This window comes from ANME-2 cluster archaeon (assembly GCA_019429385.1).
GTDB lineage: Archaea > Halobacteriota > Methanosarcinia > Methanosarcinales > Methanocomedenaceae > Methanocomedens_B.
Map to the genome: position 1 here is coordinate 1 of JAHYIS010000033.1, position 26,631 is coordinate 26,631.

Below are 26,631 nucleotides of genomic sequence, written 5' to 3' on the forward strand. Positions count from 1 at the left end.
GGAGTCATTATTGTCACAAAGGATGTTGCTGAAAAAGTGATTGATTTCTTAAAAGAGTATAACGCGGAGTATTATATTAGGGATATAATTTTGTTGGATGAGGATGAGGTTTTTTTAAGCAAATTTGGGCCGATCTAATAATATTGTCCCAAGGCCGTTTTTTTCCCGATTTGGCTAATAATATCAATAAAAACTGGCTGTTGCTAACTAAAATGTTGAGCCATGCAAAAAAAAAACGTATTGTCTGGACGAGTTACAGGATATCCAGGCTCATATCCAGCCAGTGAGAGGAATGAATAAGCGAACCCATTGAGACCACAGACACTCCGGTACTGGCATATTCGTTGATATTACCAGGATTGATACCACCTGACGCTTCCAGTATTAATCCTTCCCGGAGTGTTGCATCCTCGAGGGTCCGGATGCACTGCTGTATCTCACCGGGCAGCATGTTATCAAACATAATAATATCGGCACCGGCCTTTGCCGCAGCCAGCATTTCATCAGCGCTTGTTACCTCTACCTCTATCTTTTTGGTGAAACTGGCCTCTTTCCTGGCAGCCCGGATAGCATTTTCAATACCCATTATGGCGATGTGGTTATCCTTTATCATCACCGCATCGGAAAGGTTGAACCTGTGCGTATCCCCGCCGCCCAGCCTGACCGCTTTTTTCTCGAACATACGGAAACCCGGTGTGGTCTTTCGGGTACATGCGACCCTTACTCCACCGGCATCGGCCACGCAGCGGGCGGTCACTGTGGCAATCCCGCTCATCCTGCACAGGAAATTCAGGCTTAACCGCTCAGCCCTCAATACATCAGGGGCCATACCCCATACATCCGCAACCACATCCCCCGGATTGATAGCATCCCCGTCATCAAAACCCGATTCGAATTCCAATCCGAAGTAATCAATTACCTGCCTGCACTCTTCCAGTCCGGCAATTACTCCTTTTTCATTGGTGATTATCCTGGCATGCACCCATACCTCAGGTACAATGGAGCATGAAGTATCATCATCTCCCACATCTTCATGGATGAAGCGTTCCAGTTCAGTAATCAGCAATCTTTAACCACCTGAATTATTGTATGTTCCTATGAGGTTTAACGGATTTATCAGTATCGTCAATTTGCCGTTATCGTCAATCTGCCGATATTGTCAATTTGCCGTTATTGTCAATTCACTTTTTTCATCAATTCACCGTTGTAGTGATTCACCATGCCAGTGTTGGTATCTCTACCCTACTCCCCAGTTCCTGCCTGAACAGTTCAGGATGTTCAGTATGTACCGGATATACCATTTTTGGTGATATCTCCCTGATTATCTGGAATATCTCATCCCGGCTGCAGTGTCCAGATGCATGGGCCTGGTGGAATTCCAGCCCGAAGCAATCCATCCAGTTGTGTTTGACCTCGTCCTCGATGTCGTCTTCCTGGAACGGTTCGCTCTGGCTGTGTATGAACAGGCTGCCAGGTTTTGGCCTGATGTCTATCAGTTCGGCAAAATGGATAAAATCCATCTGCATGATAAGGTCGCCCTGGTGTTTGTTGATATACCTGGCATCAACACTCTGGTCAAGGTCAATGAACTCCTTCTCCCATTTGTTATATTTGTTCATAGTACGTGAGTAGATGAGCATGTTCTCATCGGTGAGGGGGTCAGGTACTTCGATCCCGGGGTCGTCAACCAGCGTACGCAGCAGGTGTGCTGTTTTGGTGGATACCACGAATATACGCCCTGTATCTACAGCCAGCTTATGGAAGGTCTTCATACGGTCCACATCCCGCCCGTAAAAACAGGTGAATGCCAGCCGGTCTGTATCGTCAAGCAATTTCCTGCTGTAATCGTACACTCGCTTTTCAGTGAAGTTCTTCCTGTTCTCTTCGGGTGCTACTCTGGTACCTTCACATATCATGACATCCGGTGTTGCAGCGGCAGCCTGCTCCACAAAATCCCTGGTAAGGTGACTATGGGTTCCGTGCAGGCGCAGGTCTCCTGTATATACCAGGGTACCGCTACCGGTATGAACAATATAACCGTATGCTGCGGGAGTGGAATGGTCAACATGGACCGGTATCACTTCCATATCGTCCACCTTAATGACATCTCCGGTCCTGAACGTGTGGTAATCATGTTCTCCGAATCCGGTTGTTCCGGTGGTTTCCCATGAGTCCAGGATACGCCGCGTTGTTTCTCCCATGTACACTGGTATTTCGGGGTCGAGATATCCCAGGTGTGCAAGGTGGTCGTAATGCACGTGTGAGATGAACACACCCTGGTATTCGGGTTCAATATAGGGCAGGTCGGTATGCTCAAGAGCTTCTGATGAATACAGTCCCGATATTTTCGGCATCAGGTTCAGAGCAAAATGGTCTTTGAGACCGAACCGGTCCCTGGCACCCAGCCAACCCGCAAAATACTGCTCTCCATAACTGAAGCTTTGACCAAAATCCAGGAATATCCTGGTATCTCCATCCCCGACCATGAACTTGTTACCGCCAATGGTCCCAACGCCGCCGTAGAACTTTATCTCCATGCAATCATGTCCTCTCTCTCGTTATTGAATATTAAAAAAAGGCGGTCCGATGATGACCAGTAATTCCTTGAAATCTGACAGGATATGGTCTGGTCCGGCCGCTTCGATATCTCCAGGTGTATCCTTGGTACCATAGGCTGCCAGTGCAGTCACCATACCTGCCGCCTTGGCACCTATGATATCCCGCTCCACACTATCACCTACGAACAGTACCTCCTGTGGCTCAAGTTGCAGCTGCTTGAGTGCATACCCGAACGGAAGCCCACCTCGTTTTGGTGCACCGCTGTCATCCCTGGTGATCACGTGGTCAAAGAAATGCTGCAGCCTCACAGCACACAGCCGCTGCCAGCCTTTAAGCCTTGGAGCATCGGTAACAATGCCTATGACCAGGCCGTGTTTGATGAGTTTGATAAGGGTCGGGACCACATTGGGGTACGGTTCAAGGAACGAAGGTTTGGTGCGCAGGTACGCGTTCACACCTGCTGCAAGGATACGTTCGTCAACCTGGCCGAACCTGCGTTTCAGGAATTCACTGAACGCATTGTCAGATTCGATACCCACTTCCCAGTAGGTCTGGAATATGCTCTCAAATGCCTCTTTGGGGTCCATATCCAGTCCCTGGTCTATCATGGCACGTATGGCCATGTTCACTGCCATGCGTTTCATTTCTGAGAAGTCCAGCAGCGTATTATCCAGGTCGAACATGACAGCCTTGATTGACATAGTGAATAATGGTATATTGGCAGGCATAAATAGATATTGATAAGGGGTATGGATACTCTGTTTTAATTGAGGATGTTGGTAATGAGTATTATTAAGACGTATTGATACGAGGCGTTGATTAAAGATATAAACTATTAATGATAAATTATATAGTATACATAAATATACGGGGGACAGGGACATGAGAATAGCATGGGCAATTACCGGAGCAGGACATTTCATTCATGATAGTTTTGAAGTTTTCAGGAAACTGAAAATAGAACATTCGAACCTCAAAGTATCGATTTTCATATCCAGGGCAGGTGAAGAGGTGCTAAAGATGTACGGGCTCCTCGATTCAATAAAGGATGTCGCCCCGGGCGGATACATGGAAGAGATATTCCTGGAAAAGGACCAGGGTTACAGTTATCCCAAAGTCGGCCGGTTCCTGGTTGGTAAATATGATTACCTGTTCGTGACACCTGCCACGTCCAATACTGTGGCAAAGATTGCCAATGGTATTGCTGATACCCTTGTTACCAATGCCGTTACCCAGGCAGTAAAAGGGAGTGTACCGGTATATGTGGTGCCGGTGGATATAGCCGGTGTGATACGTTCAGAGCTCCCCTATGGAATTGACCGGGAGGTATGCGTGAAATGTGAGGTATGCCCTCCCAGGGATAACTGCTCCCACCATGCGATAACCGCTGAACCACAGATAGACCTGTTACTGTGCGAAGGTTGTGGTACCTGTATCGGACTGTGCCAGTACGGTGCGATAAAGGGCGGTGAGGTGGAACTCAGGGTCAGGGACCTGGACTACAGGAACGTCCAGATTTTAAGGGGACTTGACGAGATCACGGTGTTAGAGAGCCCATATGACATCCTTGATATCATGGAGAAAGCCCGGCAATTTATGCACAGGTAAATACTGTCACATACATCAGGAAGTTCAATAGGAATTACCATGCTTTTTGAGATACTGGTATTTATCATTGCACTTATTATTCTGGTGTATTCAAGCGATACATTTACAGAAAACGCTTCCAGACTGGCCCGGTCTTATGGAGTTTCACATTTTTTTATAGGGATCACTATTGTGGGCATAGGGACATCCCTGCCAGAGATAATGGTAACAGATTATGCTTCATATACAGGAGATTTCGGCATTGTGCTGGGTAATGTTATCGGGTCCAATATCACAAACATTGCATTTGTCCTTGGCACGGCTTTTTTCATCAGGAATACCGTCATTTCTAACAGTCACATTTTCAGGGACTCGTTCATCCACCTGCTTATGCTGGCTTTCGGGATCACCACCATCCTGACAGGAAACCGCATAACCTGGGTGGAAGGCGTGATTTTGTGTGCTGCGTATATTGTATACATTCTGTATTCATTGAAGTCCCACACAAAACCAAAAAATGATAATGATAAAACCCGGTTTGATAAAAACGCAGTGCTTTATACCCTGTTGAGCCTGGGGGGTGTTCTGCTGGGAAGTAAATTGCTGGTCGATTCGGCAATTGTGATAGCAGGCGAACTGGGAATTTCAAGTGCTGTAATTGGCCTTACCGTAATAGCCCTGGGCACGTCCATTCCTGAACTTGCGGTATCAATGTCAGCGGCCAGGCGGGGATTCACCATGTTGATACTGGGCAATATCGTAGGCTCCAATGTTACTAATCTGATGCTGGCAATGGGTACCGCTTCTATGATACGTGAAGTGGTTGTGGATGAGCCCGCTCTCTTCAGGTTCAACATCGCATACATGATGCTGTTGTCACTTATCTTAATGGTGATCATCAGGAAAAGAAAGATATCCCGTATGTGGGGAATTCTGTACCTGGCAATGTATGCATTTTTTATCGGCTATACCTATGTCATCTGAAGGTAGCGAAAGAAAAAGTTGACCGTTAACGCAATTACTGTCCCTGCTCCTGCCATGCGTAGAGAATGAAGCACCATGTTCTGTTTCATTATCCGCCCCCAGTATATGCCCAGTATTGCAAGGGCTGCAATACTTATACCCATGGACACTTCGAGCTGCCGGCTGTCAAGGAACATGAAGGGCAATACGGGAATTATTGACCCGACAAAACAGGAAACGGTGTGAATGGAGGAATGTGCCCTGATCTTCTTTTTGGCAAGCTGTTCGATTTTTGTATTGTCAAGGCTTCTCATGAGTGGTTTCTCAAGCCTGGAGAGTTTGCCCAGTTCGGTGTCACCCACGGTAATAAATGAACCAACACCATTTGCCAGGGAAAGAGCTAAGCCGCCTGCCAAAGCTGCATAGATGATAAAGGTAGTATTTTCAGATACAGATGCTCCTGTGACCACGCCCAGGATTGCAAGTATCCCACTGGTACATCCCAGGACTATATATCTGCTGCGTTCTATTTTTTCGTCCATTTGATATACGGGTGTTATATTGGATATGTACAATAAATCTATGCCTGTTGGAACGATTTAGAGTATGATCCAGGGAACAACGTAATAATGAATATTCTGTGAATATCTGACCATGACCGGAACAAAATTCAAGATATACCAAAACCTGTTTATTTCAGTATATGCCAGCATTGATGCCGGATTGGTAAGGACCCGGACTACCGGACTGGCTGCGCCTGTTCTCAATCATTTTTTCGATGATATGTTACGGATTTTTGACGGACAGGTCCCGGTCAGGGTTACTGATGATACCCTCTCGATTTCTACCTGGATGCCGCCTATTCCTTCCCCGGCGTATAACAGGCTGGTACGCAGCCAGGTAAAGCACATACTGGCAAGTACCCTGTGGAAACTGGGCATACCTGCATCCACGAACCCGGAACAGGTGACCATCTCCATCACAGAAGAGTGTCCGAACCGCTGCATCCACTGCGCCCTGCCTGATACCAGGCACAAGACAAGTCTTTCCATTCCGGCCATCAAGGATATCATTGACCAGTCTGTGGACATGGGGGCTACCCAGATCATTTTTGACGGCGGCGAACCAATGGTATACGCGGGACTGGAAGAACTGGTGGCCCACGTACCGGATGGTGCTATCTCCACGGTGTTCACTTCAGGTTCGGGACTGACACGGGAAAAGGCCCAGGCACTCTATGATGCAGGATTGCATGCCGTCAATATAAGTCTTGACAGCCCCGGAATGGGCGAACATGATCGGATACGGGGGCGTGAGGGCGTGTTCAGTGAGGCCGTGGCAGGCATTGGTCACTGTCTGGATGCGGGGCTGCTCGTGGATATATATGTGGTGGCTGCACCCCATAATATTTATGACCTTGATGGGTTCTACGACCTGGCAGAATCGGCTGGAGTACACGAACTTTCCTTCTATGAAATTGTACCCACAGGCAGGTGGATCGACCGGGAAAAGGAAATACTCTCACCCGAACATCACCGGCTGCTGGACGAGTTCGTGGAACGCAGACATGGCGGTCCATTACGGGTGTTCTCCATTCCCCATGTTATGAAAACCACCGGTTGTTTTGCAGGCCGGCGCTGGCTGCACGTGACCCCACAGGGTAATGTCCAGCCCTGTGCCTGTATCCCGGTACCCTACGGGAACATTCATGAAGAGCCGCTCAAGGACATCTGGCGTCGTATCCAGAAAACCGGGATATACCGTTCCCGGGATTGTTTAATGCGGGATGATACCTTCAGGGCAGGGCATATCAGGACTGGCGATTGAGCGGCAGAGCAATCTTTATGAGCACAGCCACTGTTGATGAGCCAAATGATATTTGAGAAAATATATACCGTCCCTACTGCTGAAGAACTCCTTGACAAAGCCTTCCGCCGTGCCAACCGTGCCCGAAAAGGCAAGACTGTAAAGAGTGAGTCTTCACGTCGCCGGGCTGATGAGTCCATGCTGCTGACTGCCACAAATATCCTGTCAGATAACCTGCACAATGTGGTGAGGCAGTTCCCCAGTTTTGACAATATCCCTGAGTTCTACCGCGAACTGGCAGACATACTGGTAGGGGTGGATCTATTGAAGACCAATATTGCATCAGTGCAATGGGCAGGCGATAAGATACACGAGATAGGTCGGATTTCTGTTGGAAACATGCGGCACAGCAGTGACTCGTCAACGATTCGTAAAGCAGCCTATGGCAGGATATCTTCTATCGTAAATGATGTGGATACCAACCTCAGGTTGCTCAATGATGCCAGGAATAAATTGCGCAAACTCCCGGCCATCGGTGTTGAGCCCACCATTGTTATCGCCGGCTACCCCAATGTGGGAAAATCCAGTTTCGTTGCCCTTGTATCCAGCGCAACCCCGGAGGTGGCATCATATCCCTTCACTACCAAAGGGCTGGCTGTGGGACATTTCCAGGCGGGGAATGTCAGGTGCCAGATAGTGGATACGCCCGGTCTGCTGGACAGGCCGCTGGGAGAGCGCAATGAGATAGAACTCCAGGCAATTTCAGCCTTGAAACATCTGGGTGATGTACTGCTGTTCATTGTTGACCCATCGGGTACGTGCGGGTATGAACCGGATGACCAGATGAGGCTGCTGGAAGAGGTACGGGAGCATATTGAGATGCCGGTACTGGTAGCAGCCAATAAAGCCGACCTGCTGAAAGAGGCACCTGGGAGTGGATTTGATATGATTATGTCCACGCTGACAGGCGAAGGTGTGGATAAGGTTATGGAGCGGATGGTTTCGATGATCGATATGGAGAAATATATTTCTGAATTATATGAAGAAGTAGAATCCTGAATTATTCCTTTTCAGACAAAATCCTATTTATCTGATAAAATCATTGAACCATAGATGTCTTACCAGGAATATCTCGCTGCCAGGGAAACGGTAACTACTATCGGTCAACCAGTAATCACCGTTATTCTCATGGTATCCCTGCTGCTGGGTGCAGTCTCCCTGTATCACATGGTCACAAGGGACACAAGTGCGTATCGGTTATCAGCCCAGTTGAGGAAAACAAGTGCGGTGATGCTGGTCATCGGATTCATGATCATTGCATGGTTCCACCTGCGCATCTACCAGACCATTGAACTGGTCTATCCGCAGGAACTGGCGAATTATATGGCTGTCAATATGGGTGTCAGTGCTACTTCACTGAGATTTGCCGTTCCTCTCTGGATAGAAACAGAAAAGATCTATTTCTGGACCCTATGCTTATCCATATTCCTGACCGTTACCAATGTCAGGTATGATTTTTCCAGAACGAACATGACCGCGCTGTTCTCATCAAGCCTGAATATCATGCTTTCAATCTTCATGGTGCTCAGTTACCTCTCAAATCCGTTCAAGGAACCCCTGCCTGGCCTGCATTCCGAGATAACAGGCTGGTACCAGGCTGCTGGTACGGGCGACCCCAACATATTGTATGGAGCCCTGTACCAGTTGTATTTCCGTATCATATATTTCTACAATTCAGAGTACATGTGGACCCATCCACCCATGCTCTTTATCGCCTATGCATCCCTCGTTGTCACTTTCGTGGGCTGCGTGTTCATGCTGTTCCGGCGTGAGAAGATATTTGACCGCATCTCATATAACCATGCAAAGGTCGGGTACCTGTTGCTGACCGTGGGCATGCTCATAGGCTACCCCTGGGCCATTGTGGCATGGGAGGGAAAGGACTGGTGGTGGGACCCGAAGATAAACGGCAGTATCATGATGTGGGTACTGTACAGCGCGTACCTGCACAGCAGGATATATTTAAAGCGGCGCAACATGTGGCGGGCCACTGCCATACTGGGCATTATCTGTTTCCTGTCACTTGTGTTTACGTACCTGCTGACCTATATCGCACCAGGTATTCACGCCATATCGCAATGAGGAGGGAGTAAAAGATGACACTGAAACTGAAGATGAAGCCCAGGACCTATGATTTCTCCATGATGCTCCTCACTACAGCGGTCCTGGCAATAATCGGGCTGGTGTGCCTGTACGGTATAGGCTATTACACATACACAACCGAGACAACACCCGGGTGGACCGAAACTCCCCTGTACGGGGATTATATCGACAGCATGAACCAGTATATCTACCCGTTCGTTGTGCTGCTGCTGGTAGTACTGGGACTGTGCATTCCTAAACGGATAGTCCCCCGCCAGTCACTCCTGGCATCGGGAACCGGTATCCTGGCTGTTACTCTTTTGATCGCACTGGTGACCGATATTGGCTCAAGCCTGGCATTCCTGCTGGCAGTTTCCATAGTGGTACAGACGGCGGTCATGGTGTTGACCATGCTGGGCCGAAGCGGGCTTACCTACGAGCGGGAAGGCTATTTCGTGCAGACCGGGTCATCCATGCTGCATCTTGGGACCGTGGTGTTTGTACTGGATTTTGTGAGCTTTCGTACAAGTGACCTTCACCTGAGCATTTTCTGGGTGGCTACGATATTGATTACTGTGGGTACGGTGCTTTCGTTCTATCCTGGCGAGGCGGGGCGTGTGGCCAGGTTACTGCGGCCGGGTAACGGGAGTTCCTGAACTGCTGTACCAAAATGCATCCTTTCGTTTTGCCTCGTTGCTGAAATTCGAATATGATATATAATATCCTGTACATACCAATAATAGGGCAAGATATGGACAGGATATTGACGTACGGGGGCAGGACCTATGAACCGACTATTCGCATGCTGTCTGATATAGCGCATGTCCTGCTGGATGCCAGGATACTTGAAGAAAGCGACCGCGAACTCTATTACATGTACCGGGACCTGGCACTGAGCCGGAGCGACCGGGAAACCATATTAGAACATGAACTGCGCTACGACATAACTGTCATCCCGCCGGCCATGATAGGCAGGGAGTATGTCAAGACATTGGGGCATTACCACCCTCCGGCACCTGGAACCGATCATTCATATCCTGAAGTGTATGAGGTACTGAGCGGGGAATGCCACTACCTGCTGCAAAAGCATGAAGGTGAGGCCATAGTTGATGTGGTTATGATCAGGGCATCTGCCGGGGATAAGGTGATCATACCCCCGGACTACGGGCATGTTACCATCAATGCCTGCAATAAGGAATTGAAGATGGCAAACTGGGTGTCCAGGGACTTTTCTTCGGTCTATGAGCCGTATGTTGAATGGCATGGTGCGGCTTACTATCTCACTGTGGCTGGACTTTTGGTGAACCCCAATTACGGGGAGGTGCCTGAAGTGAGAGAGGTCGAACCCGGGAGTTTCAGCGAGGTTGGGCTGGTCAGGGGTAAGGAGATGTACGGGCTGGTGCGTGATATCAGGAAGCTTGATTTCTTGAACAGACCGCAGGATTTCGGATGGTTGTTCGAGAAAGTGCTCATTTAGAGATATGAAAAATGAATTACTTTTAAAAGTATTTGAGTTTGGGGATAATCTTCTGGGTTATAGTGGATTATTCTACAGCATTTAACCGAAATTTCCAGGTTTGGTTGAGCTGTATGCCTGAGATATGGTTGTTTTATATTGGATATCCTTTGGTATTTGCGCATTTGATCTATAAGAAAATGTGGGATGCAAGAAAGATATTCTATTCAATGCTTATTGCTGTTTTCGTTGTTGAGGTGGTATTATCGCATAATGCCCTGCTCTATACCTATCCCATCATGCTGGTAATGATACCGATTGCGGTGTGCATCTACGGATTCATTACTTTTGCTCCTGAATAGATCATTGAAAAACGGGTAATTGAAAATAAGAATAAAGCGATTCTGTTCGCTTTGGTCTGGATTATTGTTTCGATTTTGAGTTTTACTACAAGGATTAATTCAGCGTAGACCGAAAAATGTTAAAAATTTTCACGTTTTAAATAAATAAATATTTCGTTTCGGGATAGCTGGATTATTTAGAATCCATCCAACCCCGGAAAGAACAAAAAAAGAAGACACACTATTAATCTTCTTATATTTTATCAAATATTGCGGCTTTTTCCTTCCCAAGTAAACCTGTCACTCTTGATTTGCAGAAGTCCACAACTTCATCCTCGGATTTTGAATCCAGTATTTTGGCACTTGCCGGACCAAACAAATCCTCCATTATTTTTGTGCAGGCATCTTTTTTCGACATTTCAATCATCTTTCCAAAATACTAATGTATTTCAAAGTGTCAGCTATCTTCCTGGGTCCATATGCAATTAGTATCATACCAATCAATACCAGTACTTCAAAAATTAATTCGATAGATGCTTTAAATCCCATCAATTCAGATACTGCCATGAGGATAAAACCTGCTGCAAAGAAGGCGAAGCCGATCTTTATAAATTTAAACCCCTTGCCAACAGTTCCACCAATTTCTTTAGTAGAGGTTACAAGCACTATTAATCCTATAACGCCTATCGTTGCAACTATTATTTCAGGTAAAGCGTCCATAATTCGCCTTTATCACCATTTTCTTCAGCAGCCATTACAGTATTTGAAAACATCAATACTGACATACATACAATCAAAATTATGGACATCAATTTCTTATTCATTTTTTATATACCTCTAAACTATAAATTAAGGTTGTTATAAATACAATCATTCTAATTATTATACTTTTTCACCAATTAAGTTCAAATAATTATGCAATAATTCAGGCCATCGTAAAATCATTAAATATATTTTAAAGGATAAACATTCTAATGATATCTGTGATTGGACATGAATGTCATAGACCTTACCGATGAGCACACACCTTTGTACTTGCTGTGCCTTGAAGACTGGTCTGATGAAATAAAAGAGGCCGGCACCCGCAAAGAAGCCTGGTGTGGAAGGATGAAAGAGAGAGGCTTCAGGGTAAAACTTGCCCTGGATGATGCCGGTGAAGTGGGCGGAATGATCCAGTACGGCCCCATTGAACACTCATTCGTGGACGGGACAGGCCTGTATTTCATATACTGTATCTGGGTACATGGAAATAAAGAGGGGAGGGGGAATTTCCAGAAAAAAGGGATGGGCAAGGCACTGATAAAGGCTGCAGAGGATGAGGCAAGGGACCGGGGGGCACAGGGCATGGCTGCATGGGGCATGTTCCTGCCGTTCTGGATGAAAGCGTCATGGTTCAGGAAGCAGGGCTATTCAAAAGCAGACAGGATGGGTATTTCAGTGCTGTTATGGAAACCTTTTACCGATTCTGCCCAACCCCCACGATGGATAAGGCAAAAGAAGAAGCCTGGAACGGTACCGGGAAAGGTAACGGTAACAGTTTTCGTAAACGGCTGGTGCCAGGCGCTGAACATGGTCTTTGAAAGGGCAAAGCGGGCGGCAGCAGAATTCGGGGATGTTGTGGTGTTCAGGGAGATCGATACGACAGACAGGGCCGTGTTCATGGAATGGGGCATATCGGATGCGCTTTTCATTGATGGGAAGGAGGTCCGGATAGGTCCGCCGCCTCCTTACGAGAAGATTTACAAGCTGATCTCAAAGAGGGTAAGGAAACTCTGAGAGAATTTTTTAGGTATTGTCTTCTCGGGATCATAATACCAACTGGTGGTTCGACATTCCAGACTGACAGGTAACCATATATGCTATGAGGATTAGATTTTACTTGGGGTTTCATTATGAATATTCGCTCCTTTTCGTTATTCATCGTTCTTACACTATTACTTCTTGTCAGCAGTCCGGCCAGTGCTGTTCTTGATTATAAGGATAAAGAAATTGTCGGTGCAGATACGGTCATTGATGACGACCTGTTGATATACGGGAATACCGTAGATATCAGGGGCACGGTGCTGGGTGATGTTACGGTCTGCGGTGGGTCTGTCCTGATATCGGGTAATGTCACGGGCGATGTCATGGCCTGTGGAGGTCAAGTGACCATACGCGGTACCGTAGGAGATGATGTCAGGATCGGCGCCGGTGAAGTGGTAATAGAAGGAAACGTGGGTGACGACGTATTTATCGGTGCAGGCTCTGTAGTAGTTTCCGAGGGGGCATATATCGGTGGAGATATGTTCTTTGGTTCCGGCCGGATGGAAGCCTGGGGTGAGGTTGCCGGAAATATTGAAGGCGGTGCTGGTGAAGTTACCCTTGCCGGGCCGGTTGGCGGCAATGTGGACCTGGATGTGGGTACTATCAATGTTCTCTCCACAGCCCGTATTAATGGCACTCTTGAGTACACGAGCCAGAAACAGGTGACCTTTCCATCAGGTACGGTAATTCAGGACGTGGTTTTTACTGAAAAAGAACCTCATAACAGGTCTGCTTTATCCCTGGCCTTTTCAAGCTTTATCGGTTGGCTCGTTCGCCTTGTCCACCTTTTAATCATTGCATTACTGGTCCTTGTCCTGCTGCCTGACCATGTTGAAGCAGTAGCCGGGAATATTCCGAAGAATCCAGTATTGAACCTTGCTGTTGGCTTTGCGCTGGTCATTATCGGGTTTGTTGCGTCAGTGGTGTTTATGGTAACAGTGATCGGTATTCCCATTGGATTGATAGTGTTATTTGCAACAATATTTGCCCTGTATGCCGCCAGGTTGTATTTCGGGCTGTGGCTGGGCAGGCGTATCTATTCACAGCTTGGCAAGGAATCCAGACCCTGGATGGATATGGTGCTGGGGGTGCTGGTACTGAGCATCCTGACCAGCCTTCCGTGGGTTGGTGGGTTGGTCTACCTGGTGGTGACTTTTATTGTTATCGGGGTGATGTTTAGCACGATGAGGGGGGAGGCTAAGGGTTAGGGGATGGTGGTGGGGTGGAACTTGGGAACTGCGGAGTCACCGGTATACACCGCACAATCTACCAGTCCTATGTTCCCCACATTAACATTACTCCATACCTAAGTAAGTCCCTATCTTATAATTCATAAACCTGGGCGAAATTTCAATATCAGTTCGCCCAGGTAATCCTCCAATATTTCCTAAATCCTCGCCAGGTTCAGCTCATCTCCCTCACAAGCCTGGCAATCTCATCACCCACATCAGAAGTACCGCTCCTGCCGCCCATATCCTTAGTAAGCACTTTAGCCTCCCTGATATCCCGTCCGATGGCAGCCACAATAGCATCAGCAGCCTGCTTTTCGCCCATCTGGTTCACCATCATGGCCCCGGCCCAGATAGTTGCGATCGGGTTGGCCCGGTTCATGCCCTTATACTTGGGCGCGCTGCCATGGATCGGCTCGAACATGCTCGTACCCTCGGGGTTGATATTGCCACCCGGGGCCAGTCCCAGCCCGCCCTGGACCATGGCGCCCAGGTCAGTGATGATATCACCGAACATGTTGGGCGTCACCACAACGTCAAAGAACTCGGGGTTCTTCACGAACCACATGGTAACCGCATCCACGAAATTGAAATCCGTGGCCACATCAGGATATCCGGCAGCAATGGACTCGAACTCCTCGCGCCAGAACCCGTAGATGTCAGAGAGCACATTGGCCTTATCCACGGACGACACGTGCTTCTTACTCTTCACAGCCAGCTCAAAAGCATACTTAATGACCCGCCGGGTGCCCTCCTTGCTGATCATGCCGATCTGGTAGCCGATCTCCTCGCTATCGGTCTCGATATCCAGCCCGAACCGTGCATTGTACAGGCTGCGCGCCACGTTCAGCACGGCCTTGCTCTCGCCCTTTTTGGCCCTGCCGCCAATACCAATGTAGAAGTCCTCGGTATTCTCGCGCACCACCGTGAAGTCGATATCTGCGGGCGTCTTGTCCTTTATCGGACACCACACGCCTTCAAGCAGCTTGATAGGCCGCAGGTTGATATACTGGTCAAAGTAGAACCGCGCAGCCAGCAGCACGCCCTTCTCAAGTACGCCAGGCGCCACCCTGGGGTCGCCGATACTGCCCAGGTAAATATTCTTGTACGTGTTCAGTTCCTTGAGGGTATCCTCTGATATCAGTTCTCCGGTCTCAAGGTAATGGTCTGCACCGTTTGGATACTCTATCCATTCCACGTCAAATCCATAGACTTCACCGGCCGCATCAATGACCTTCCGGCCTTCGGCAATGATCTCGGGACCGATACCGTCCCCTGCAATAACCGGTACTGTATACTGGCTCATGCGCTCACCTGCTCCCTGGTATATTCGATAAGTCCGCCGGCATCCACGATACCGCGCAGGAAATCAGGCATTCCCGTAGCCTGGTACGTCTCGTTCTGGGTCCTGTTCGTAATGACGCCTGTAGCAATATCCACATCAAGTTCATCCCCTTCCCGGATGCGATCCGTTTCCTGGCATTCCAGAAGCGGCAAACCTATATTGATGGAGTTCCTGAAAAAGATGCGGGCAAAGCTCTTTGCAATGATGCATTTCACCTTTGCACCTTTCAGTGCCAGAGGTGCATGTTCCCGGCTTGAGCCGCATCCGAAATTGGTTCCTCCGATGATTATATCGCCCGGCCTGACCTCGCCTGCGAACTCGGGTCGTACACCCTCAAAGGCATGCTTTGCCAGTTCTTCGGGTGTGTTAATAGTAAGATACCTGCCAGGTATGACAGCATCAGTATCAATATCGTTTCCAAATTTCCAGACATTTCCCTTCATTGTATTATCCTCGGTAAATTGAGCCTATAATAACATCAAAACAATATAGTATTTTGCTTAATCCGCAAATTGCTAAATTGGCATTTTGACATCGTGTCGCTTTAATACAGGTGCCCGTAGAACTGCAAATAATTCTTGACAGCCACTGCGGTCTGTTCAGGATAGTGCTGTGCCATGTAAGACACAAACCCCTGGCGGCTCCAGCATTTCTCTACCACGTCAAGCAGGTTGTGAATAACGATAAGGGACAGCTCGGAAGGGTTCCTTGGCATCTCGAACGATACACACAGGTCATCAGGCGTGAAAAAATCCCTCCTCACCCTGGGTGAGACCGACCCCATCAATATCCCTGCTTCGATCTCAATATATGCAGGTACCCCGTACCGTTCAAACCTGCCATCCCCAACCAGGGCCAGGTAACTTTCCTTTGAATAGCAGTGGAGTTCCAGGTAAATGGATGGCCTAAACGTCACAATGGCCTCACGGAGATGGGGCGCATATGTTGCATAGTAATCCCTGTCCAGCGTGCTCAGGTATTCATTATCAGAAACCTTTGGCATAATAATGAGGGTCCCGGTACCGGGCGGGGAAAGTTGTTCCAGTAAGGCGGATGTCGTTTCCCACTCATCACCGTGCAGTCCCGCAACAAACAGGCGTACCGGGTCTCCACTGCCAAAACGTTGGATCATATTACTTTTTTTGGTTCTCACTATCCTTAAGGCTTTTTTGCCATTCGATATAATTGCAATATGAACAGCCCATCTCCCATGGCCGTTTGCCTTTATTGATGATCTTGATATGGTTCATGTTGTGCTTCTCGCACACCTTATCAGTGACCACGATCTGCCCGCTTTTGGGCAGCGGCAGTGAAAAGTCACAATCAGGGTAACCGGTACATCCGATGAACCGCCCTCCCTTCTTCGACCGCCTGATAATAAGGTCGCTCTTGCACTTTTCACACGTGCCGATAATCTTATCTTCACGCATGCCCGTGCGCAGCTCTTCAGTAATCTTTTCACTGTTCTTGCTAAGGTCATCAAATACCGCGTTCAACATCACCCTGGACTCGTCAACCACTTCATTATCGGTCTTGGCACCCTCGCTTATCAGGTCCATTTCCCTCTCCAGTGTAGCGGTCATTTCAGGTTTTGTGATGGTATCGGCATATGTCTCCAACGTCCCTATCACTGCCATGGCAGTATTTGTGGGCTGCAGCGGGTTGCCATGCACGTATGCCCTGCTATAGAGTTTGGATATGATCTCGTGCCGGGTGGATTTGGTACCCAGTCCCAGCTCTTCCATTACCTTGATGAGCCTGCCCTGTCCGTACCTTCCCGGCGGCTGGGTTTCTTTATCAACCAATTTTTTATCAACGACCGCAAGTACCTGTCCCACGGTGAGGTCGGGCAGTATCATGTCTTCGGGGGTATTGTACGGATAATACCAGCGCCATCCTTCTTCCATCAGACTTGCACCCCTGGCCCTGAACTCTTCTCCTGATATATCGAACAATGCCTGCATGGTCTTCCATTTGGCCGGGGAGGCAAATGTGGCAAAGAACCGGCGGGCAACCAGTTCATATATCTTCCATTCATCGTCCTTGAGCTTGGACCGCTCGACAAAAGCAGCAGGTATAACCGGGGGATGGTCAGTGGTCTCTTTCTTACCCCGCGTGGGTGTTAATTCATTTTGACTCAACAATCTCTCCACGTAAGGCTTGAACACGCCTTTGCCCAGACTTTTGATAAGTGCCCTCAGGTCAATACTTGCCGGATAGACCGTATTATCTGTCCTGGGGTATGAAATGAAACCGTTCATGTACAGGCTCTCTGCAATCCTCATAGCATTCGATGCGGTAAAACCGATACTGCTGGCTGCCCTGATAAATTCGGTCGTATTGAATGGCATTGGTGGCTGGTCGACCCTTTCTTTCGAAGTAAGGTCAGTTACGCTGGCAGTTTCGCCCAGTTTGCCAAATATCCCTTTCGCTTCGTTCTCATCCCATATACGGCCAGCCTTGTGTTTTACCTCGAACTCGATCCCTTCGGACAGGGTAGCCAGTATCTCCCAGTACGGCCGGGATATATGCGCCAGTCGCTCACGTTCTTTATCTACAAGCAGTGCCAGGGTAGGGGTCTGGACCCGCCCTACGCTTAGGAACAGGTTACCCAGCCTGCCGGCAGTCGTGGAAATGTACCTGGTGAGCGCCGCACCCCATATCAGGTCAATGACCTGCCTGCTCTCGCCTGCAGCTGCCAGGTTGAAGTCTACCGGGCTGAGGGTTTGAAATGCATTGAGTATCTCTGATTTGGTAATGGTACTGTAATGAACGCGGTCTACCTGTATGTTCTTGTTGACCTTCTCGACAATGCGCAAGGCTTCCACGCCGATAAGTTCACCTTCCCGGTCAAAGTCAGTGGCAATGGTGACATGGTCTGCTTCTTTGCCAAGTTTGCGAAGAGCCGCAACTATCTTTGGCTGGGTGGAAGCTGTGATTATTTCGGCATTTATCAGTTCCCTGCTGTCAACTTTCTGCCAGTTATTATACTCTTTGGGAAAATCCACTGAAACGATGTGACCGCTAAGCCCCATCACCGTAGTACCGTCCCACTGGTATGTATCAACCCCGCTGACTCTCACCTGCTTGGGTTTCTTTGGGGCCAGGATTTCAGATATACGCTTTGCAGTGTTGTGTTTTTCTGTAATTATAAGATGCATCAATGTACTCCGTGTTTCACATATCCAGATTTAGTGTTGAAATAAATTACATGGATAAATAGGTTTTGTCGATTACAACCGCAAACAGAAAATAAACAATTAATTTATATTATGCATTATAAACATTGATTAAGTACTATTGGAGTAGTTGATATATGAAAACCATTACTTCCAGGCAGATGGATGCGCTGGATACCAACTGCGAATTTCTGGGACTGTCCCGGCTACAGTTAATGGAGAATGCAGGTTCGGCAATAGCTGCCGAAGTAATGAACCTTCCCACCAGGGAGAGGGTTTTGCTCGTGGCAGGCCGGGGCAACAATGGGGGAGATGCGTTCGTGGCAGCCCGGCACCTCACCGGTTATGAAGTTAAGATATTACTTCTGGGCAGGTCCGGTGATGTCAAAACACCTGAGGCTGCAAGGAACCTTTCCATCCTCAAGAGCACTGGTATACCTGTCATGGAAGTGACTGACGTATCAGGACTTGACCCTGCATATTTCTCAGATTGCGATGTGATAGTGGACGCTATTTTCGGTACTGGCATAAAGGGTCCCATCAGGGAACTGGAATCCACCGCCATTGACCTGATAAATGGGTCAGGTGCAAAAGTGGTCAGCGTTGACGTGCCATCCGGCATGGACCCTGATGGTGGAGAATTTGAAAAAGCGGTCAGGTCCGATGTAACGGTTACTTTCCACCTTCCCAAGCCGGGACTGCTTGAGAAGGTCGCCAAGGACTACATAAAAGAGATTGCAGTGGCAGATATCGGTATCCCGCCTGAAGCCGGTATCATAGTCGGGCCGGGTGACCTGAAACTGGTGACAGGCCGGCGTCCGGACAGCCATAAAGGGGAAGGGGGGCGGGTGCTGATCATCGGCGGGGGTGCATATACCGGTGCTCCAGCCCTGTCAGGAATGGCAGCGCTGCGGGCAGGTGCTGATATTGTGACCGTGGCAGCCCCGGAGAGCGTTGCCGGTATCGTGGCATCATTTTCTCCGAACCTGATTGTCAGGAAATTATCACAGGAACGCCTTCACAGACAGGACATACCTGTACTGGAAGAACTTATCCTATCCCATGACGTGGTGGTAATAGGTATGGGGCTGGGCAGGGACGACGAAACACTATCTGCTGTCAGGGAGATACTGCCGGTGTGCACCAGGGTTGTCGTGGATGCTGACGGGCTGGCCGCGCTCGAGACACCATTGAGCAGGTACGGCTGCGAGATGATAGTTACGCCTCATGCCGGGGAATTCAAAGCGCTTGGTGGTGCCGGTGTGCCCGGAGACCTTGACAGGCGCGTGGGTATGGTCAACAGGTTCGCAGCCGACAATGGCGCGGTTGTATTGCTCAAAGGGCCACAGGATATCATTTCTGACGGCCAGGGCGCCAGGGTCAACCGCACAGGCAATCCCGGCATGACCGTGGGCGGTACCGGGGATGTGCTGGCAGGTATTACCGGGGCATTATTTGCCAGGTATAGCGCTATGGAATCCGCAGCTGCAGCTGCATTCATCTGCGGACGGGCAGGTGATATAGTGTATGAGCAACTGGGAATTGGGTTGTTGGCCACCGATGTGATCGACAATATCCCTGCTGCCATGAAAATGTAAATGAGGTGAGGAATTGCGGGAAATACTTGTAGAACTGGAACGTAACAGGGTCAGGCTGGTAGTGCGCCATGGCGAAGATGAGACTGTGTTGAAATTGAACATGCAGGAGGCACAAACGATCTCTGATGACCTGGAAAAAGCACGGGAAGATTACCAGCAGCGTAAGCACGTCAGGATTGACTGAAAACATGGATGATACTTTTACGCATATACACGAAGGCAGGGCCAGGATGGTGGATGTTGGCGGCAAGCCCGAGTCTGCCAGGCGTGCGGTGGCATCGGGACACATACAGCTTAAAGCCACTACCATTCATGCCATTCGCAGCCGCACCATCGAAAAAGGGAACGTGCTGGCCACGGCCAGGATAGCGGCTGTGCAGGCTGTGAAACGCACCTGGGATACCATACCCATGTGCCACCAGATTCCTATTACCCATGTGGATGTGGAGTTCGATGTAAAGGATGACAGGGTGGAGGCTGTGGTGGAAGTCCGTTCTGTAGGGAAGACCGGGGTTGAGATGGAGGCGCTACACGGGGTATCGGTGGCGCTGCTTACGGTCTGGGATATGGTGAAGTCTGCTGAGAAGGATGAGACCGGGAACTATCCCGGGACTTTGATATCTGATATCAGGGTAGTGGAGAAGGTTAAGGAAGAGGTTTGAATAGTAATATTACGCACCTTTGACATCAGGGTTAACTTTTTATTTATGTAAATCGTGTAAACAATTATATGAATAATTCCGGAATTCTTTCCACGAATTACATTATTAAAACACTTTTCGACAAAGAACTGTATTACTTCACGATCCGCGACCTGGCAGCCATACTGAACATCCCTGTGAAAAAAGCCTATACCTGCATTTCCAGACTTGATGACAAAGGATTTATCAGGTCTATCGAAAAAGGCAAGTACCTCCTGCTTGGCTTCGAGCCCGAGCGTGTGCTGTCCAATCCATTTTTTATTGCATCCCGTATCGTTTATCCTTCCTACGTAAGTTACTGGAGTGCCCTGAACTTCTATGGCTTCACCGAGCAGGTTCCAGGTGTAACCTTTCTTGCGTCTACAAGAAAAAAGACAAAAGTGGAGTTCAATGGTTTCAGGTTCAGGTATGTACTGGTGAACCCGCGGAAGTTTTTCGGGTACAGGAAAGAAAGGATAGGGGACCTTGATTTTCTTATCGCCCAAGAGGAGAAAGCCATAATCGACAGTCTTGATCTTCCAGACAATGCCGGTGGAGTATCAGAGGTCGCCAAAGCGGTCTATAATGCTAAGGACAGTATCGAACTTGACAAGCTTTTCAGGTTTGCCATTGATATGAGGAACAGGAGCCTATGTTCAAGATTGGGATACCTGCTTGAAAGATTTGGTATTGATGCAGATGTATTGGTAGATTACGCTTCCCGCGAATATGTCAGGCTTGACCCCTCCAGACCAAAGAGCAGGGAGTGGGATAAGAAGTGGAGGATAAATGTCAACCTGGAGGATGCGGAATTGCTGGGATGGAGGGAAACATAGAATGCTCACAAGAAAGCAGATTGAAAAACTTGCCAATAAGAACAGGGTGTCGCTGTTCACACAGGAGAGGGATTATATCCAGGCTTCATACCTCAGTCTTTTGTATTCGAAAAATTCGGGTCTTATTTTCAAGGGCGGCACCTGCCTGAGGATAGTGTACGGCTCGCCCAGGTATTCTGAAGACCTTGATTTTAACTCCGCATTGAATGAAGATGAGGCATACAGCGCCCTGGAAATTGCGGCAGGGGAACTTGAATATTTTGGAATCGAAACCGAAATCAAGAACAAGAGAATGTCGAGGTCGGGTTTTGGTTTTGCCTTGAGTTACAGGGGTCCGCTGTATGACGGCAGGAATATCACCAAAGGATCGGTCAGGGTGGATGTCAGCTTGAGAGACGAGGAGGGTGCCGAAGACAGGGTGCCGGTACATACTGAATACGATGATGTGAGGACGTTTATTGTAAGTTCGGCAGCCCTTGGGGACATCTTTGCTGAAAAGGTGCGGGCGCTGCTGGTGAGGGGGATGCCGAGGGATTTGTACGATTTGTGGTTCTTGCTGGGGAAGGGGGTTGAGCCTGACCTGGAGTTGATTAACAGGAAACTGGCTTTGTACGAGAGGGTGTATTCATATGAGGATATGATTGAGGGGATTGCAGCCCTGGAGAGGAGTTGGGGGAAGGACATGGGGGCGCTGCTGGGGGTGGATATTCCTTTTGGGGATGTTGCAGGGTATGTGGTTGAGAGGTTGGAGGGGGTGCGGTAGGGGGCACGGGCAGCCTGATGGAAAACAAAAAGTTTCTGGGTGGGAGGAAGTCATTAATTTCAGATGATTTTTCTGAATCGCACAATGGCGCAATATCAAATTATTAATTGGAAACTTATCAGGGCACTGTTCCAAAAATCAGTTGTTTTATTGACATTGACACCAACTTTGGGTAAAATCAGCGTGAATCATTTATGTAACTGCAAGGTTAATTATCAATTATGTCTGAGGCGATTAACTCGAATGAAATCATACATGAATTAAGGGCAATCAGGGAAGACCTTGATTTTATTAAGAGCCACATGGTAGACATTGACTCTATTTTAACAGAAGAGGATTATCTTTCTTTGCAGGAATATAGGAAAGAAAAGGATTCTGGAATACTTGTCTCTCATGAGGAACTTAAAAAAGAATTGGGAATATAATGTTTGATATTACGCCCCAGCCGTGCCACCATTGGACTGCAAGTCCGAGGCATCCCCGAAACCATGATTAAGAGAGTTTTGGGTAAGAATATTGAATGGAGTGCTCGCCGTAGAAGATATCTACGAAGGCATTTAAGAGTGGGGCATGCGTGATCGGTTAAGTGATGATTCGTGATGAATTGCCAATATTTTAGTAAATTATTGACTAAAAACATGATTTGATATTCGGGGCTATAACATGCGATTATTAATATTTGTTGGAAAATCATATGATTATATTTACTCAAAAACGACATGCGTTTAAGGAATAAAATCCTTTAACCGATCACGTATGAAGAGTGGGGCAGATGCCTAAAATAAAGTTTCTAATACTAGCCATAATATAATAAACACAATGATATAAATTATTATCCGAGGACTCATTTTTCCGAATTGTTCATATCTGCTAATGTTTGCTCCGATTAAGTACGCAATAAGAGTGAAGACTCCACTAATCTCGCCAATTCCAATGAATTCAATAATTGAAGCTGATGATGATTGTCCTTGGATTAGAATAAAAAGAAAAAGTAGCGAAAACAAAGAACCCAATCCTCCAAAAATTTTTGTTATTCCTTTTATTTGAAATGTCACCAATCCTACCACGAACCATCCAAATACCCAGAAAAAGTCTATATACACTTTTCAATTCTCCTCTAAACTTTTTTTTTGCTTCTTCTAATCGTTTTTTTGCCTTCCCTTTTTGTTTCGTAAGATTGTTGAATAACTATCCCTGTACTGACCATTTCCAACTAATCTAATTACGGACATCAGATTATTGCATAATCAATAGATACAATAATTGTAAAATAAACACTCATTCATATTCAATTGTAACCTTAACTTTGCTCGCACCTTTTGGAAGATATACACTACCGTTTACATTATCATTAGTAAACTTATACCTATCAAAATTCTTGGTAGTCTTATCGTTCTCAGCATCCATTTCAATTCTTGTCATTGTTTAAACCTCTTTAGCATTTTACTTATTTTGAACATCGCATAAAAGATCATATATCTCTGCATTTTAAGTCTTGAATCCAGAAGGTCTATTTAATAGGCCATCCGCCGTATTCTTCAATTACTTCATCGATCTCTTTCATTATTCTGATGGTTTCGTTTATTACCACTACGATTTTCTGATAATGCTTTATTTCGTCTTCGGTTAGGATTCGGCCTTTGCGATCTTTAAGCCATTTCTGACAGACTTGATATCCGCCTATATGGAAATTATATACATCTTCAGGTATTCCATCGAAATATTGAGATTTATTAATTTTCAATATACCCTTATTATACGAATTTTTTCCGATCGTTGCAACAATGTTATCACCTTTACCTTTGAACTCGGTTATTAAATTATAGAGTTTGTCTGATTTCATTAGGTGCAATGAAGTTAATTTCATACCAACTCTACTAATTTTTAAAAATAAATCAGAATTGCTAGTAAAAGGAATTCTTGGAAAATCTCTTTTAAGAAAATCAGCATATCGATTACGATATTTTGGTGAATGTAATATAGCATATATATAATGCAAAATATTCTCAGGTGTAGATTCTTTTCCAAAACGAGTATTAAGTTCTTTTGAAAAAGTGGGATTAATATTTGCTTTGATAATTTCAGAATCTATATCATTTATTTTGTTGTTAGATTGATTAGAATATAGATAAAGAGGAAAAACTACACAACCATTGGCCGGTTGAGTCACATTTGCCTCCATCGGCTCATAAGATATAATTGCATGACGGAAATGTCCTTGAAATACTTGCCTTCCAATACCAAGACATAAATTATCCTTTCCAGCAACATGGTTTAGTAGTTCTTGCCTTGGATAATCCATTGCAACAGTGCTAAAATAGCAATATCGCCAGTCAAAAGGACGATAATAACATTTTATTAAGTATTTTTTCCAATCATTTTCATTGCGAATTTGTTGTCGTGCAGCATGGAGTTTCCAATCTCGATTATCTTTCAAATTATAAATATTTTGAATATCCTCATCTGTACAGTGGGTTTCGCGTAATGTCAATATTCGGTCACGCAAACGATCATCCTCAAAATCGATAGCAAAGTAATCACGGTGTGTCTGAAAACCAAGAACATTTGTAGGCATTAATTTTGTAATCTCCCATCCCAACTCATATTCTTGTTTTAAATCATCATCTTGAGAAAAGAAAAAATAATAGGGTGACGTGGGAGCAACTTCTTTCCATTCTATTGTATCAATCCTATTATCAAAAAGTTGTTTGTATTTTTCTTCTTTAATACCCCATATATCTGCATGATAAACTTTGGAAGGGGCGGAGTTATGAGGTTTTTTAATAAAAATTCCAATAGATACTCCCTGTTGAATATCAAAAACATTCTCGTCTTTTGATCCATTGGGGCACTTTTCTTTCTTTTTTGAATTGCCGTGTAAATCAAGAATATAAATATCAGAAAAAGACTCCATAAGTTGTTGTCTCATACCTCTGAATGTAGGATTATCTAAATACCCATGATTTGTAATAAATGCAAGGATACCATGTCCAGTTTTATCTATTCTCCATTGTCCAAATCGGATGAACTTAACATAATCATCATTAAGCCATTTTGGATTTCTTTCACCGAGGGTTTCTCCATCTACTTCAAAATAATTAGATATTCTAGATTTATCCTTTATTTTACCTCTTAAAAGGTCAGCTATCCATTTGGATTCATTAGCAGAGTGACCAGCGTATGGAGGATTTCCAATTACTACACTTATCGAGGAATTTGCTTTGATTTCATCTGCTCTACGTCCTTCTTCTGCTAACCAATTTAAATATGCATCTAATGTCCCAGAACCCTCGTGAGTCCCCTCTAAAGTATTTGTTAAATAGACACCAAGCCTCTTATCTGATTTGAAATCATAACCGGTCTCGGCCAATTCCAAACCTAATTTGAGATGTGCTACTGCATAAGGTGCCGCCATTAACTCAAAGCCAAAAATTCGTGGGAGTAAGTGTTTTGGAACGTACTTGTTCCATTCCTCTTTTAACTCATCTTCACTTAACCCCTTATGTTTTTCATCAAATGTACTTTTTATTTCTTTTGTGACATATTTTATGAATGTTCCTGTACCTGTTGCAGGATCGAGAACTTGGACCATAGGTACTTCTTTGGTATCTTCAACGAGATTTTTACCTTTCTTTGATCTTCGTTTATATTTTATCTTTGAAGTTGATGTATCAGCAAGACCATCCTCACAATCAAACTCTGTTCTTAGAATATAATCTACCGACCTGACAATAAATGATACCACTGGATCAGGTGTATAAAAAACTCCTCTCTTGACTTTCTGGTGGGAATCGTATTCTCGTAAAAAATCTTCATAAAAATGAATTACAGGGTCTTCATTTTTTTTCTGTCGTCCAAAATCTTGTAGGACAGCTTCAATATTACTTTCTTCTAGCAAGGTAATTAATTCGGATACACCAAGTTCCACAAGATCAAGATTATCCGAAACTGAATCCTTTAATCTCGTGCACTCTTCAAAAAGACTTTTCAAAAACGGATTTGTGTTTGGTAGCATTGCGGAAATTTTTTCAGCTTCAAAATTACCCTCATGGGATGCTCTGGCCGAAAATAAGCCATAAGCAATTGTTTGGGCATACATGTCTGCAAAAGAATCGATGGTTAGATCGTGGATCAGAACCTGTTTGAAATTCTTAAATAGACCATGCAACGGCCCATTTTCCATTTCATATTCAAAAATTTCTTTCACTCGGTCTCTTATTTGAATCGCCAGTTGTGCCATAGCAGTAGCTAACTGCTGAGATGTGCGGATTACTTCACGATGTCTAAGTCTGAATGCTGAAGTCCATTGTTCGCGCCAGGCATCTGCATCGCTTTCGTTATCAG

The 26,631-nt window shown here is 46.3% G+C and carries 28 protein-coding genes; 16 read left to right on the forward strand and 12 right to left on the reverse strand.

Going from position 1 to position 26,631, the window contains the following annotated elements; all coding sequences use genetic code 11:
- Window positions 1–253: 253 nt before the first annotated feature.
- The 3 genes from nadC to K0A89_10560 form a co-directional block, all read right to left on the reverse strand.
- On the reverse strand, window positions 254–1,066 hold the full coding sequence (gene nadC / locus K0A89_10550; GenBank protein MBW6518925.1) for a carboxylating nicotinate-nucleotide diphosphorylase: 813 nt from the start codon (window positions 1,064–1,066) through the stop codon (window positions 254–256).
- A gap of 148 nt (window positions 1,067–1,214) precedes the next feature.
- The gene (locus K0A89_10555; GenBank protein ID MBW6518926.1) at window positions 1,215–2,537 is read right to left on the reverse strand and encodes a hypothetical protein; all 1,323 of its coding nucleotides are present in this window, start codon (window positions 2,535–2,537) and stop codon (window positions 1,215–1,217) included.
- Window positions 2,538–2,558: 21 nt separating this feature from the next.
- Window positions 2,559–3,260: an HAD-IA family hydrolase gene (locus K0A89_10560; protein ID MBW6518927.1), complete on the reverse strand. Its 702-nt coding sequence runs from the start codon at window positions 3,258–3,260 to the stop codon at window positions 2,559–2,561.
- Window positions 3,261–3,441: 181 nt separating this feature from the next.
- On the opposite strand from K0A89_10560, the gene K0A89_10565 reads away from it, so the two are divergent.
- Both K0A89_10565 and K0A89_10570 read left to right on the forward strand, forming a co-directional pair.
- Window positions 3,442–4,167 (forward strand): dihydromethanopterin reductase (acceptor), encoded by a 726-nt coding sequence (locus K0A89_10565; protein MBW6518928.1) that lies wholly within the window; start codon window positions 3,442–3,444, stop codon window positions 4,165–4,167.
- A 39-nt stretch (window positions 4,168–4,206) separates the two neighbouring features.
- On the forward strand, window positions 4,207–5,130 hold the full coding sequence (locus K0A89_10570; GenBank protein ID MBW6518929.1) for a calcium/sodium antiporter: 924 nt from the start codon (window positions 4,207–4,209) through the stop codon (window positions 5,128–5,130).
- Here the strand turns inward: K0A89_10570 and K0A89_10575 are convergent.
- Entirely contained in the window at window positions 5,118–5,651 is a 534-nt protein-coding gene (locus tag K0A89_10575) for a VIT1/CCC1 transporter family protein (GenBank protein MBW6518930.1), read from the reverse strand. The two genes, K0A89_10570 and K0A89_10575, sit on opposite strands and share 13 nt — an antisense overlap.
- 112 nt (window positions 5,652–5,763) lie before the next feature.
- On the opposite strand from K0A89_10575, the gene K0A89_10580 reads away from it, so the two are divergent.
- The 6 genes from K0A89_10580 (at window position 5,764) to K0A89_10605 (ending at window position 10,875) form a co-directional block, all read left to right on the forward strand.
- Entirely contained in the window at window positions 5,764–6,936 is a 1,173-nt protein-coding gene (locus K0A89_10580) for a radical SAM protein (protein MBW6518931.1), read from the forward strand.
- Window positions 6,937–6,981: 45 nt separating this feature from the next.
- Window positions 6,982–7,974, forward strand: a complete 993-nt coding sequence (locus K0A89_10585) for an NOG1 family protein (GenBank protein MBW6518932.1) — start codon at window positions 6,982–6,984, stop codon at window positions 7,972–7,974.
- Between the two features lie 54 nt (window positions 7,975–8,028).
- On the forward strand, window positions 8,029–9,057 hold the full coding sequence (gene ccsA, locus K0A89_10590) for a cytochrome c biogenesis protein CcsA (protein ID MBW6518933.1): 1,029 nt from the start codon (window positions 8,029–8,031) through the stop codon (window positions 9,055–9,057).
- A gap of 14 nt (window positions 9,058–9,071) precedes the next feature.
- The gene (locus tag K0A89_10595; GenBank protein ID MBW6518934.1) at window positions 9,072–9,713 is read left to right on the forward strand and encodes a hypothetical protein; all 642 of its coding nucleotides are present in this window, start codon (window positions 9,072–9,074) and stop codon (window positions 9,711–9,713) included.
- Window positions 9,714–9,808: 95 nt separating this feature from the next.
- Entirely contained in the window at window positions 9,809–10,534 is a 726-nt protein-coding gene (locus K0A89_10600; GenBank protein ID MBW6518935.1) for a glucose-6-phosphate isomerase, read from the forward strand.
- A gap of 113 nt (window positions 10,535–10,647) precedes the next feature.
- Window positions 10,648–10,875 (forward strand): hypothetical protein, encoded by a 228-nt coding sequence (locus K0A89_10605; protein MBW6518936.1) that lies wholly within the window; start codon window positions 10,648–10,650, stop codon window positions 10,873–10,875.
- Window positions 10,876–11,107: 232 nt separating this feature from the next.
- Here K0A89_10605 and K0A89_10610 read toward each other — a convergent pair whose 3' ends face one another.
- Window positions 11,108–11,272 carry a hypothetical protein gene (locus tag K0A89_10610; protein ID MBW6518937.1) on the reverse strand — a complete coding sequence of 55 codons (165 nt, stop codon included), beginning with the start codon at window positions 11,270–11,272 and terminating at the stop codon, window positions 11,108–11,110.
- A gap of 5 nt (window positions 11,273–11,277) precedes the next feature.
- A complete protein-coding gene (locus tag K0A89_10615) occupies window positions 11,278–11,574 on the reverse strand; it encodes a hypothetical protein (protein ID MBW6518938.1) in 297 nt (98 codons plus the stop codon).
- A gap of 273 nt (window positions 11,575–11,847) precedes the next feature.
- Between K0A89_10615 and K0A89_10620 the strand changes: the two genes are divergently transcribed.
- Both K0A89_10620 and K0A89_10625 read left to right on the forward strand, forming a co-directional pair.
- Entirely contained in the window at window positions 11,848–12,630 is a 783-nt protein-coding gene (locus K0A89_10620) for a GNAT family N-acetyltransferase (protein ID MBW6518939.1), read from the forward strand.
- A 116-nt stretch (window positions 12,631–12,746) separates the two neighbouring features.
- Window positions 12,747–13,865, forward strand: coding sequence for a hypothetical protein (locus tag K0A89_10625; GenBank protein ID MBW6518940.1), 1,119 nt, complete (start codon window positions 12,747–12,749; stop codon window positions 13,863–13,865).
- A 196-nt stretch (window positions 13,866–14,061) separates the two neighbouring features.
- Here K0A89_10625 and K0A89_10630 read toward each other — a convergent pair whose 3' ends face one another.
- The 4 genes from K0A89_10630 to K0A89_10645 form a co-directional block, all read right to left on the reverse strand.
- Window positions 14,062–15,192, reverse strand: a complete 1,131-nt coding sequence (locus K0A89_10630; protein ID MBW6518941.1) for an isocitrate/isopropylmalate dehydrogenase family protein — start codon at window positions 15,190–15,192, stop codon at window positions 14,062–14,064.
- Window positions 15,189–15,674, reverse strand: a complete 486-nt coding sequence (locus K0A89_10635) for a 3-isopropylmalate dehydratase small subunit (GenBank protein ID MBW6518942.1) — start codon at window positions 15,672–15,674, stop codon at window positions 15,189–15,191. The genes K0A89_10630 and K0A89_10635 overlap by 4 nt, the downstream gene beginning before the upstream one ends.
- Before the next feature lie 101 nt (window positions 15,675–15,775).
- A complete protein-coding gene (locus tag K0A89_10640) occupies window positions 15,776–16,363 on the reverse strand; it encodes a DUF2119 domain-containing protein (protein ID MBW6518943.1) in 588 nt (195 codons plus the stop codon).
- A 1-nt stretch (window position 16,364) separates the two neighbouring features.
- Window positions 16,365–18,392 carry a DNA topoisomerase I gene (locus tag K0A89_10645; GenBank protein ID MBW6518944.1) on the reverse strand — a complete coding sequence of 676 codons (2,028 nt, stop codon included), beginning with the start codon at window positions 18,390–18,392 and terminating at the stop codon, window positions 16,365–16,367.
- A gap of 155 nt (window positions 18,393–18,547) precedes the next feature.
- On the opposite strand from K0A89_10645, the gene K0A89_10650 reads away from it, so the two are divergent.
- From K0A89_10650 to K0A89_10675, 6 genes are all read left to right on the forward strand, one after another.
- Window positions 18,548–20,008 (forward strand): NAD(P)H-hydrate dehydratase, encoded by a 1,461-nt coding sequence (locus K0A89_10650; GenBank protein ID MBW6518945.1) that lies wholly within the window; start codon window positions 18,548–18,550, stop codon window positions 20,006–20,008.
- Window positions 20,009–20,021: 13 nt separating this feature from the next.
- Window positions 20,022–20,192, forward strand: coding sequence for a hypothetical protein (locus K0A89_10655; GenBank protein MBW6518946.1), 171 nt, complete (start codon window positions 20,022–20,024; stop codon window positions 20,190–20,192).
- Window positions 20,193–20,196: 4 nt separating this feature from the next.
- Entirely contained in the window at window positions 20,197–20,670 is a 474-nt protein-coding gene (gene moaC, locus K0A89_10660) for a cyclic pyranopterin monophosphate synthase MoaC (GenBank protein MBW6518947.1), read from the forward strand.
- A gap of 68 nt (window positions 20,671–20,738) precedes the next feature.
- Entirely contained in the window at window positions 20,739–21,524 is a 786-nt protein-coding gene (locus K0A89_10665) for a hypothetical protein (GenBank protein ID MBW6518948.1), read from the forward strand.
- Window position 21,525: 1 nt separating this feature from the next.
- Window positions 21,526–22,287: a nucleotidyl transferase AbiEii/AbiGii toxin family protein gene (locus tag K0A89_10670; protein ID MBW6518949.1), complete on the forward strand. Its 762-nt coding sequence runs from the start codon at window positions 21,526–21,528 to the stop codon at window positions 22,285–22,287.
- 221 nt (window positions 22,288–22,508) lie between these two features.
- Window positions 22,509–22,712 (forward strand): hypothetical protein, encoded by a 204-nt coding sequence (locus tag K0A89_10675; GenBank protein ID MBW6518950.1) that lies wholly within the window; start codon window positions 22,509–22,511, stop codon window positions 22,710–22,712.
- Between the two features lie 853 nt (window positions 22,713–23,565).
- Here the strand turns inward: K0A89_10675 and K0A89_10680 are convergent.
- Together K0A89_10680 and K0A89_10685 are read right to left on the reverse strand one after the other, a co-directional pair.
- Window positions 23,566–23,709 (reverse strand): hypothetical protein, encoded by a 144-nt coding sequence (locus K0A89_10680; protein ID MBW6518951.1) that lies wholly within the window; start codon window positions 23,707–23,709, stop codon window positions 23,566–23,568.
- An 88-nt stretch (window positions 23,710–23,797) separates the two neighbouring features.
- A partial coding sequence (locus tag K0A89_10685) for a hypothetical protein (protein MBW6518952.1) occupies window positions 23,798–26,631 on the reverse strand: 2,834 nt, incomplete at its 5' end.

Excerpts from the sequence above, each read along its gene's own strand:
- moaC (MBW6518947.1), top strand. The coding sequence starts at position 20,197 with ATGGATGATACTTTTACGCATATACACGAAGGCAGGGCCAGGATGGTG.
- ccsA (MBW6518933.1), top strand. The coding sequence starts at position 8,029 with ATGTCTTACCAGGAATATCTCGCTGCCAGGGAAACGGTAACTACTATC.
- K0A89_10670 (MBW6518949.1), top strand. The coding sequence starts at position 21,526 with ATGCTCACAAGAAAGCAGATTGAAAAACTTGCCAATAAGAACAGGGTG.
- K0A89_10580 (MBW6518931.1), top strand. The coding sequence starts at position 5,764 with ATGACCGGAACAAAATTCAAGATATACCAAAACCTGTTTATTTCAGTA.
- K0A89_10610 (MBW6518937.1), bottom strand. The coding sequence starts at position 11,272 with ATGTCGAAAAAAGATGCCTGCACAAAAATAATGGAGGATTTGTTTGGT.
- K0A89_10585 (MBW6518932.1), top strand. The coding sequence starts at position 6,982 with ATGATATTTGAGAAAATATATACCGTCCCTACTGCTGAAGAACTCCTT.
- K0A89_10575 (MBW6518930.1), bottom strand. The coding sequence starts at position 5,651 with ATGGACGAAAAAATAGAACGCAGCAGATATATAGTCCTGGGATGTACC.
- K0A89_10680 (MBW6518951.1), bottom strand. The coding sequence starts at position 23,709 with ATGACAAGAATTGAAATGGATGCTGAGAACGATAAGACTACCAAGAAT.
- K0A89_10650 (MBW6518945.1), top strand. The coding sequence starts at position 18,548 with ATGAAAACCATTACTTCCAGGCAGATGGATGCGCTGGATACCAACTGC.
- K0A89_10615 (MBW6518938.1), bottom strand. The coding sequence starts at position 11,574 with ATGGACGCTTTACCTGAAATAATAGTTGCAACGATAGGCGTTATAGGA.
- K0A89_10570 (MBW6518929.1), top strand. The coding sequence starts at position 4,207 with ATGCTTTTTGAGATACTGGTATTTATCATTGCACTTATTATTCTGGTG.
- K0A89_10630 (MBW6518941.1), bottom strand. The coding sequence starts at position 15,192 with ATGAGCCAGTATACAGTACCGGTTATTGCAGGGGACGGTATCGGTCCC.
- K0A89_10635 (MBW6518942.1), bottom strand. The coding sequence starts at position 15,674 with ATGAAGGGAAATGTCTGGAAATTTGGAAACGATATTGATACTGATGCT.
- K0A89_10675 (MBW6518950.1), top strand. The coding sequence starts at position 22,509 with ATGTCTGAGGCGATTAACTCGAATGAAATCATACATGAATTAAGGGCA.
- K0A89_10595 (MBW6518934.1), top strand. The coding sequence starts at position 9,072 with ATGACACTGAAACTGAAGATGAAGCCCAGGACCTATGATTTCTCCATG.
- K0A89_10600 (MBW6518935.1), top strand. The coding sequence starts at position 9,809 with ATGGACAGGATATTGACGTACGGGGGCAGGACCTATGAACCGACTATT.
- K0A89_10560 (MBW6518927.1), bottom strand. The coding sequence starts at position 3,260 with ATGTCAATCAAGGCTGTCATGTTCGACCTGGATAATACGCTGCTGGAC.
- K0A89_10625 (MBW6518940.1), top strand. The coding sequence starts at position 12,747 with ATGAATATTCGCTCCTTTTCGTTATTCATCGTTCTTACACTATTACTT.
- K0A89_10640 (MBW6518943.1), bottom strand. The coding sequence starts at position 16,363 with ATGATCCAACGTTTTGGCAGTGGAGACCCGGTACGCCTGTTTGTTGCG.
- K0A89_10620 (MBW6518939.1), top strand. The coding sequence starts at position 11,848 with ATGAATGTCATAGACCTTACCGATGAGCACACACCTTTGTACTTGCTG.
- K0A89_10605 (MBW6518936.1), top strand. The coding sequence starts at position 10,648 with ATGCCTGAGATATGGTTGTTTTATATTGGATATCCTTTGGTATTTGCG.
- K0A89_10565 (MBW6518928.1), top strand. The coding sequence starts at position 3,442 with ATGAGAATAGCATGGGCAATTACCGGAGCAGGACATTTCATTCATGAT.
- K0A89_10555 (MBW6518926.1), bottom strand. The coding sequence starts at position 2,537 with ATGGAGATAAAGTTCTACGGCGGCGTTGGGACCATTGGCGGTAACAAG.
- K0A89_10645 (MBW6518944.1), bottom strand. The coding sequence starts at position 18,392 with ATGCATCTTATAATTACAGAAAAACACAACACTGCAAAGCGTATATCT.
- K0A89_10665 (MBW6518948.1), top strand. The coding sequence starts at position 20,739 with ATGAATAATTCCGGAATTCTTTCCACGAATTACATTATTAAAACACTT.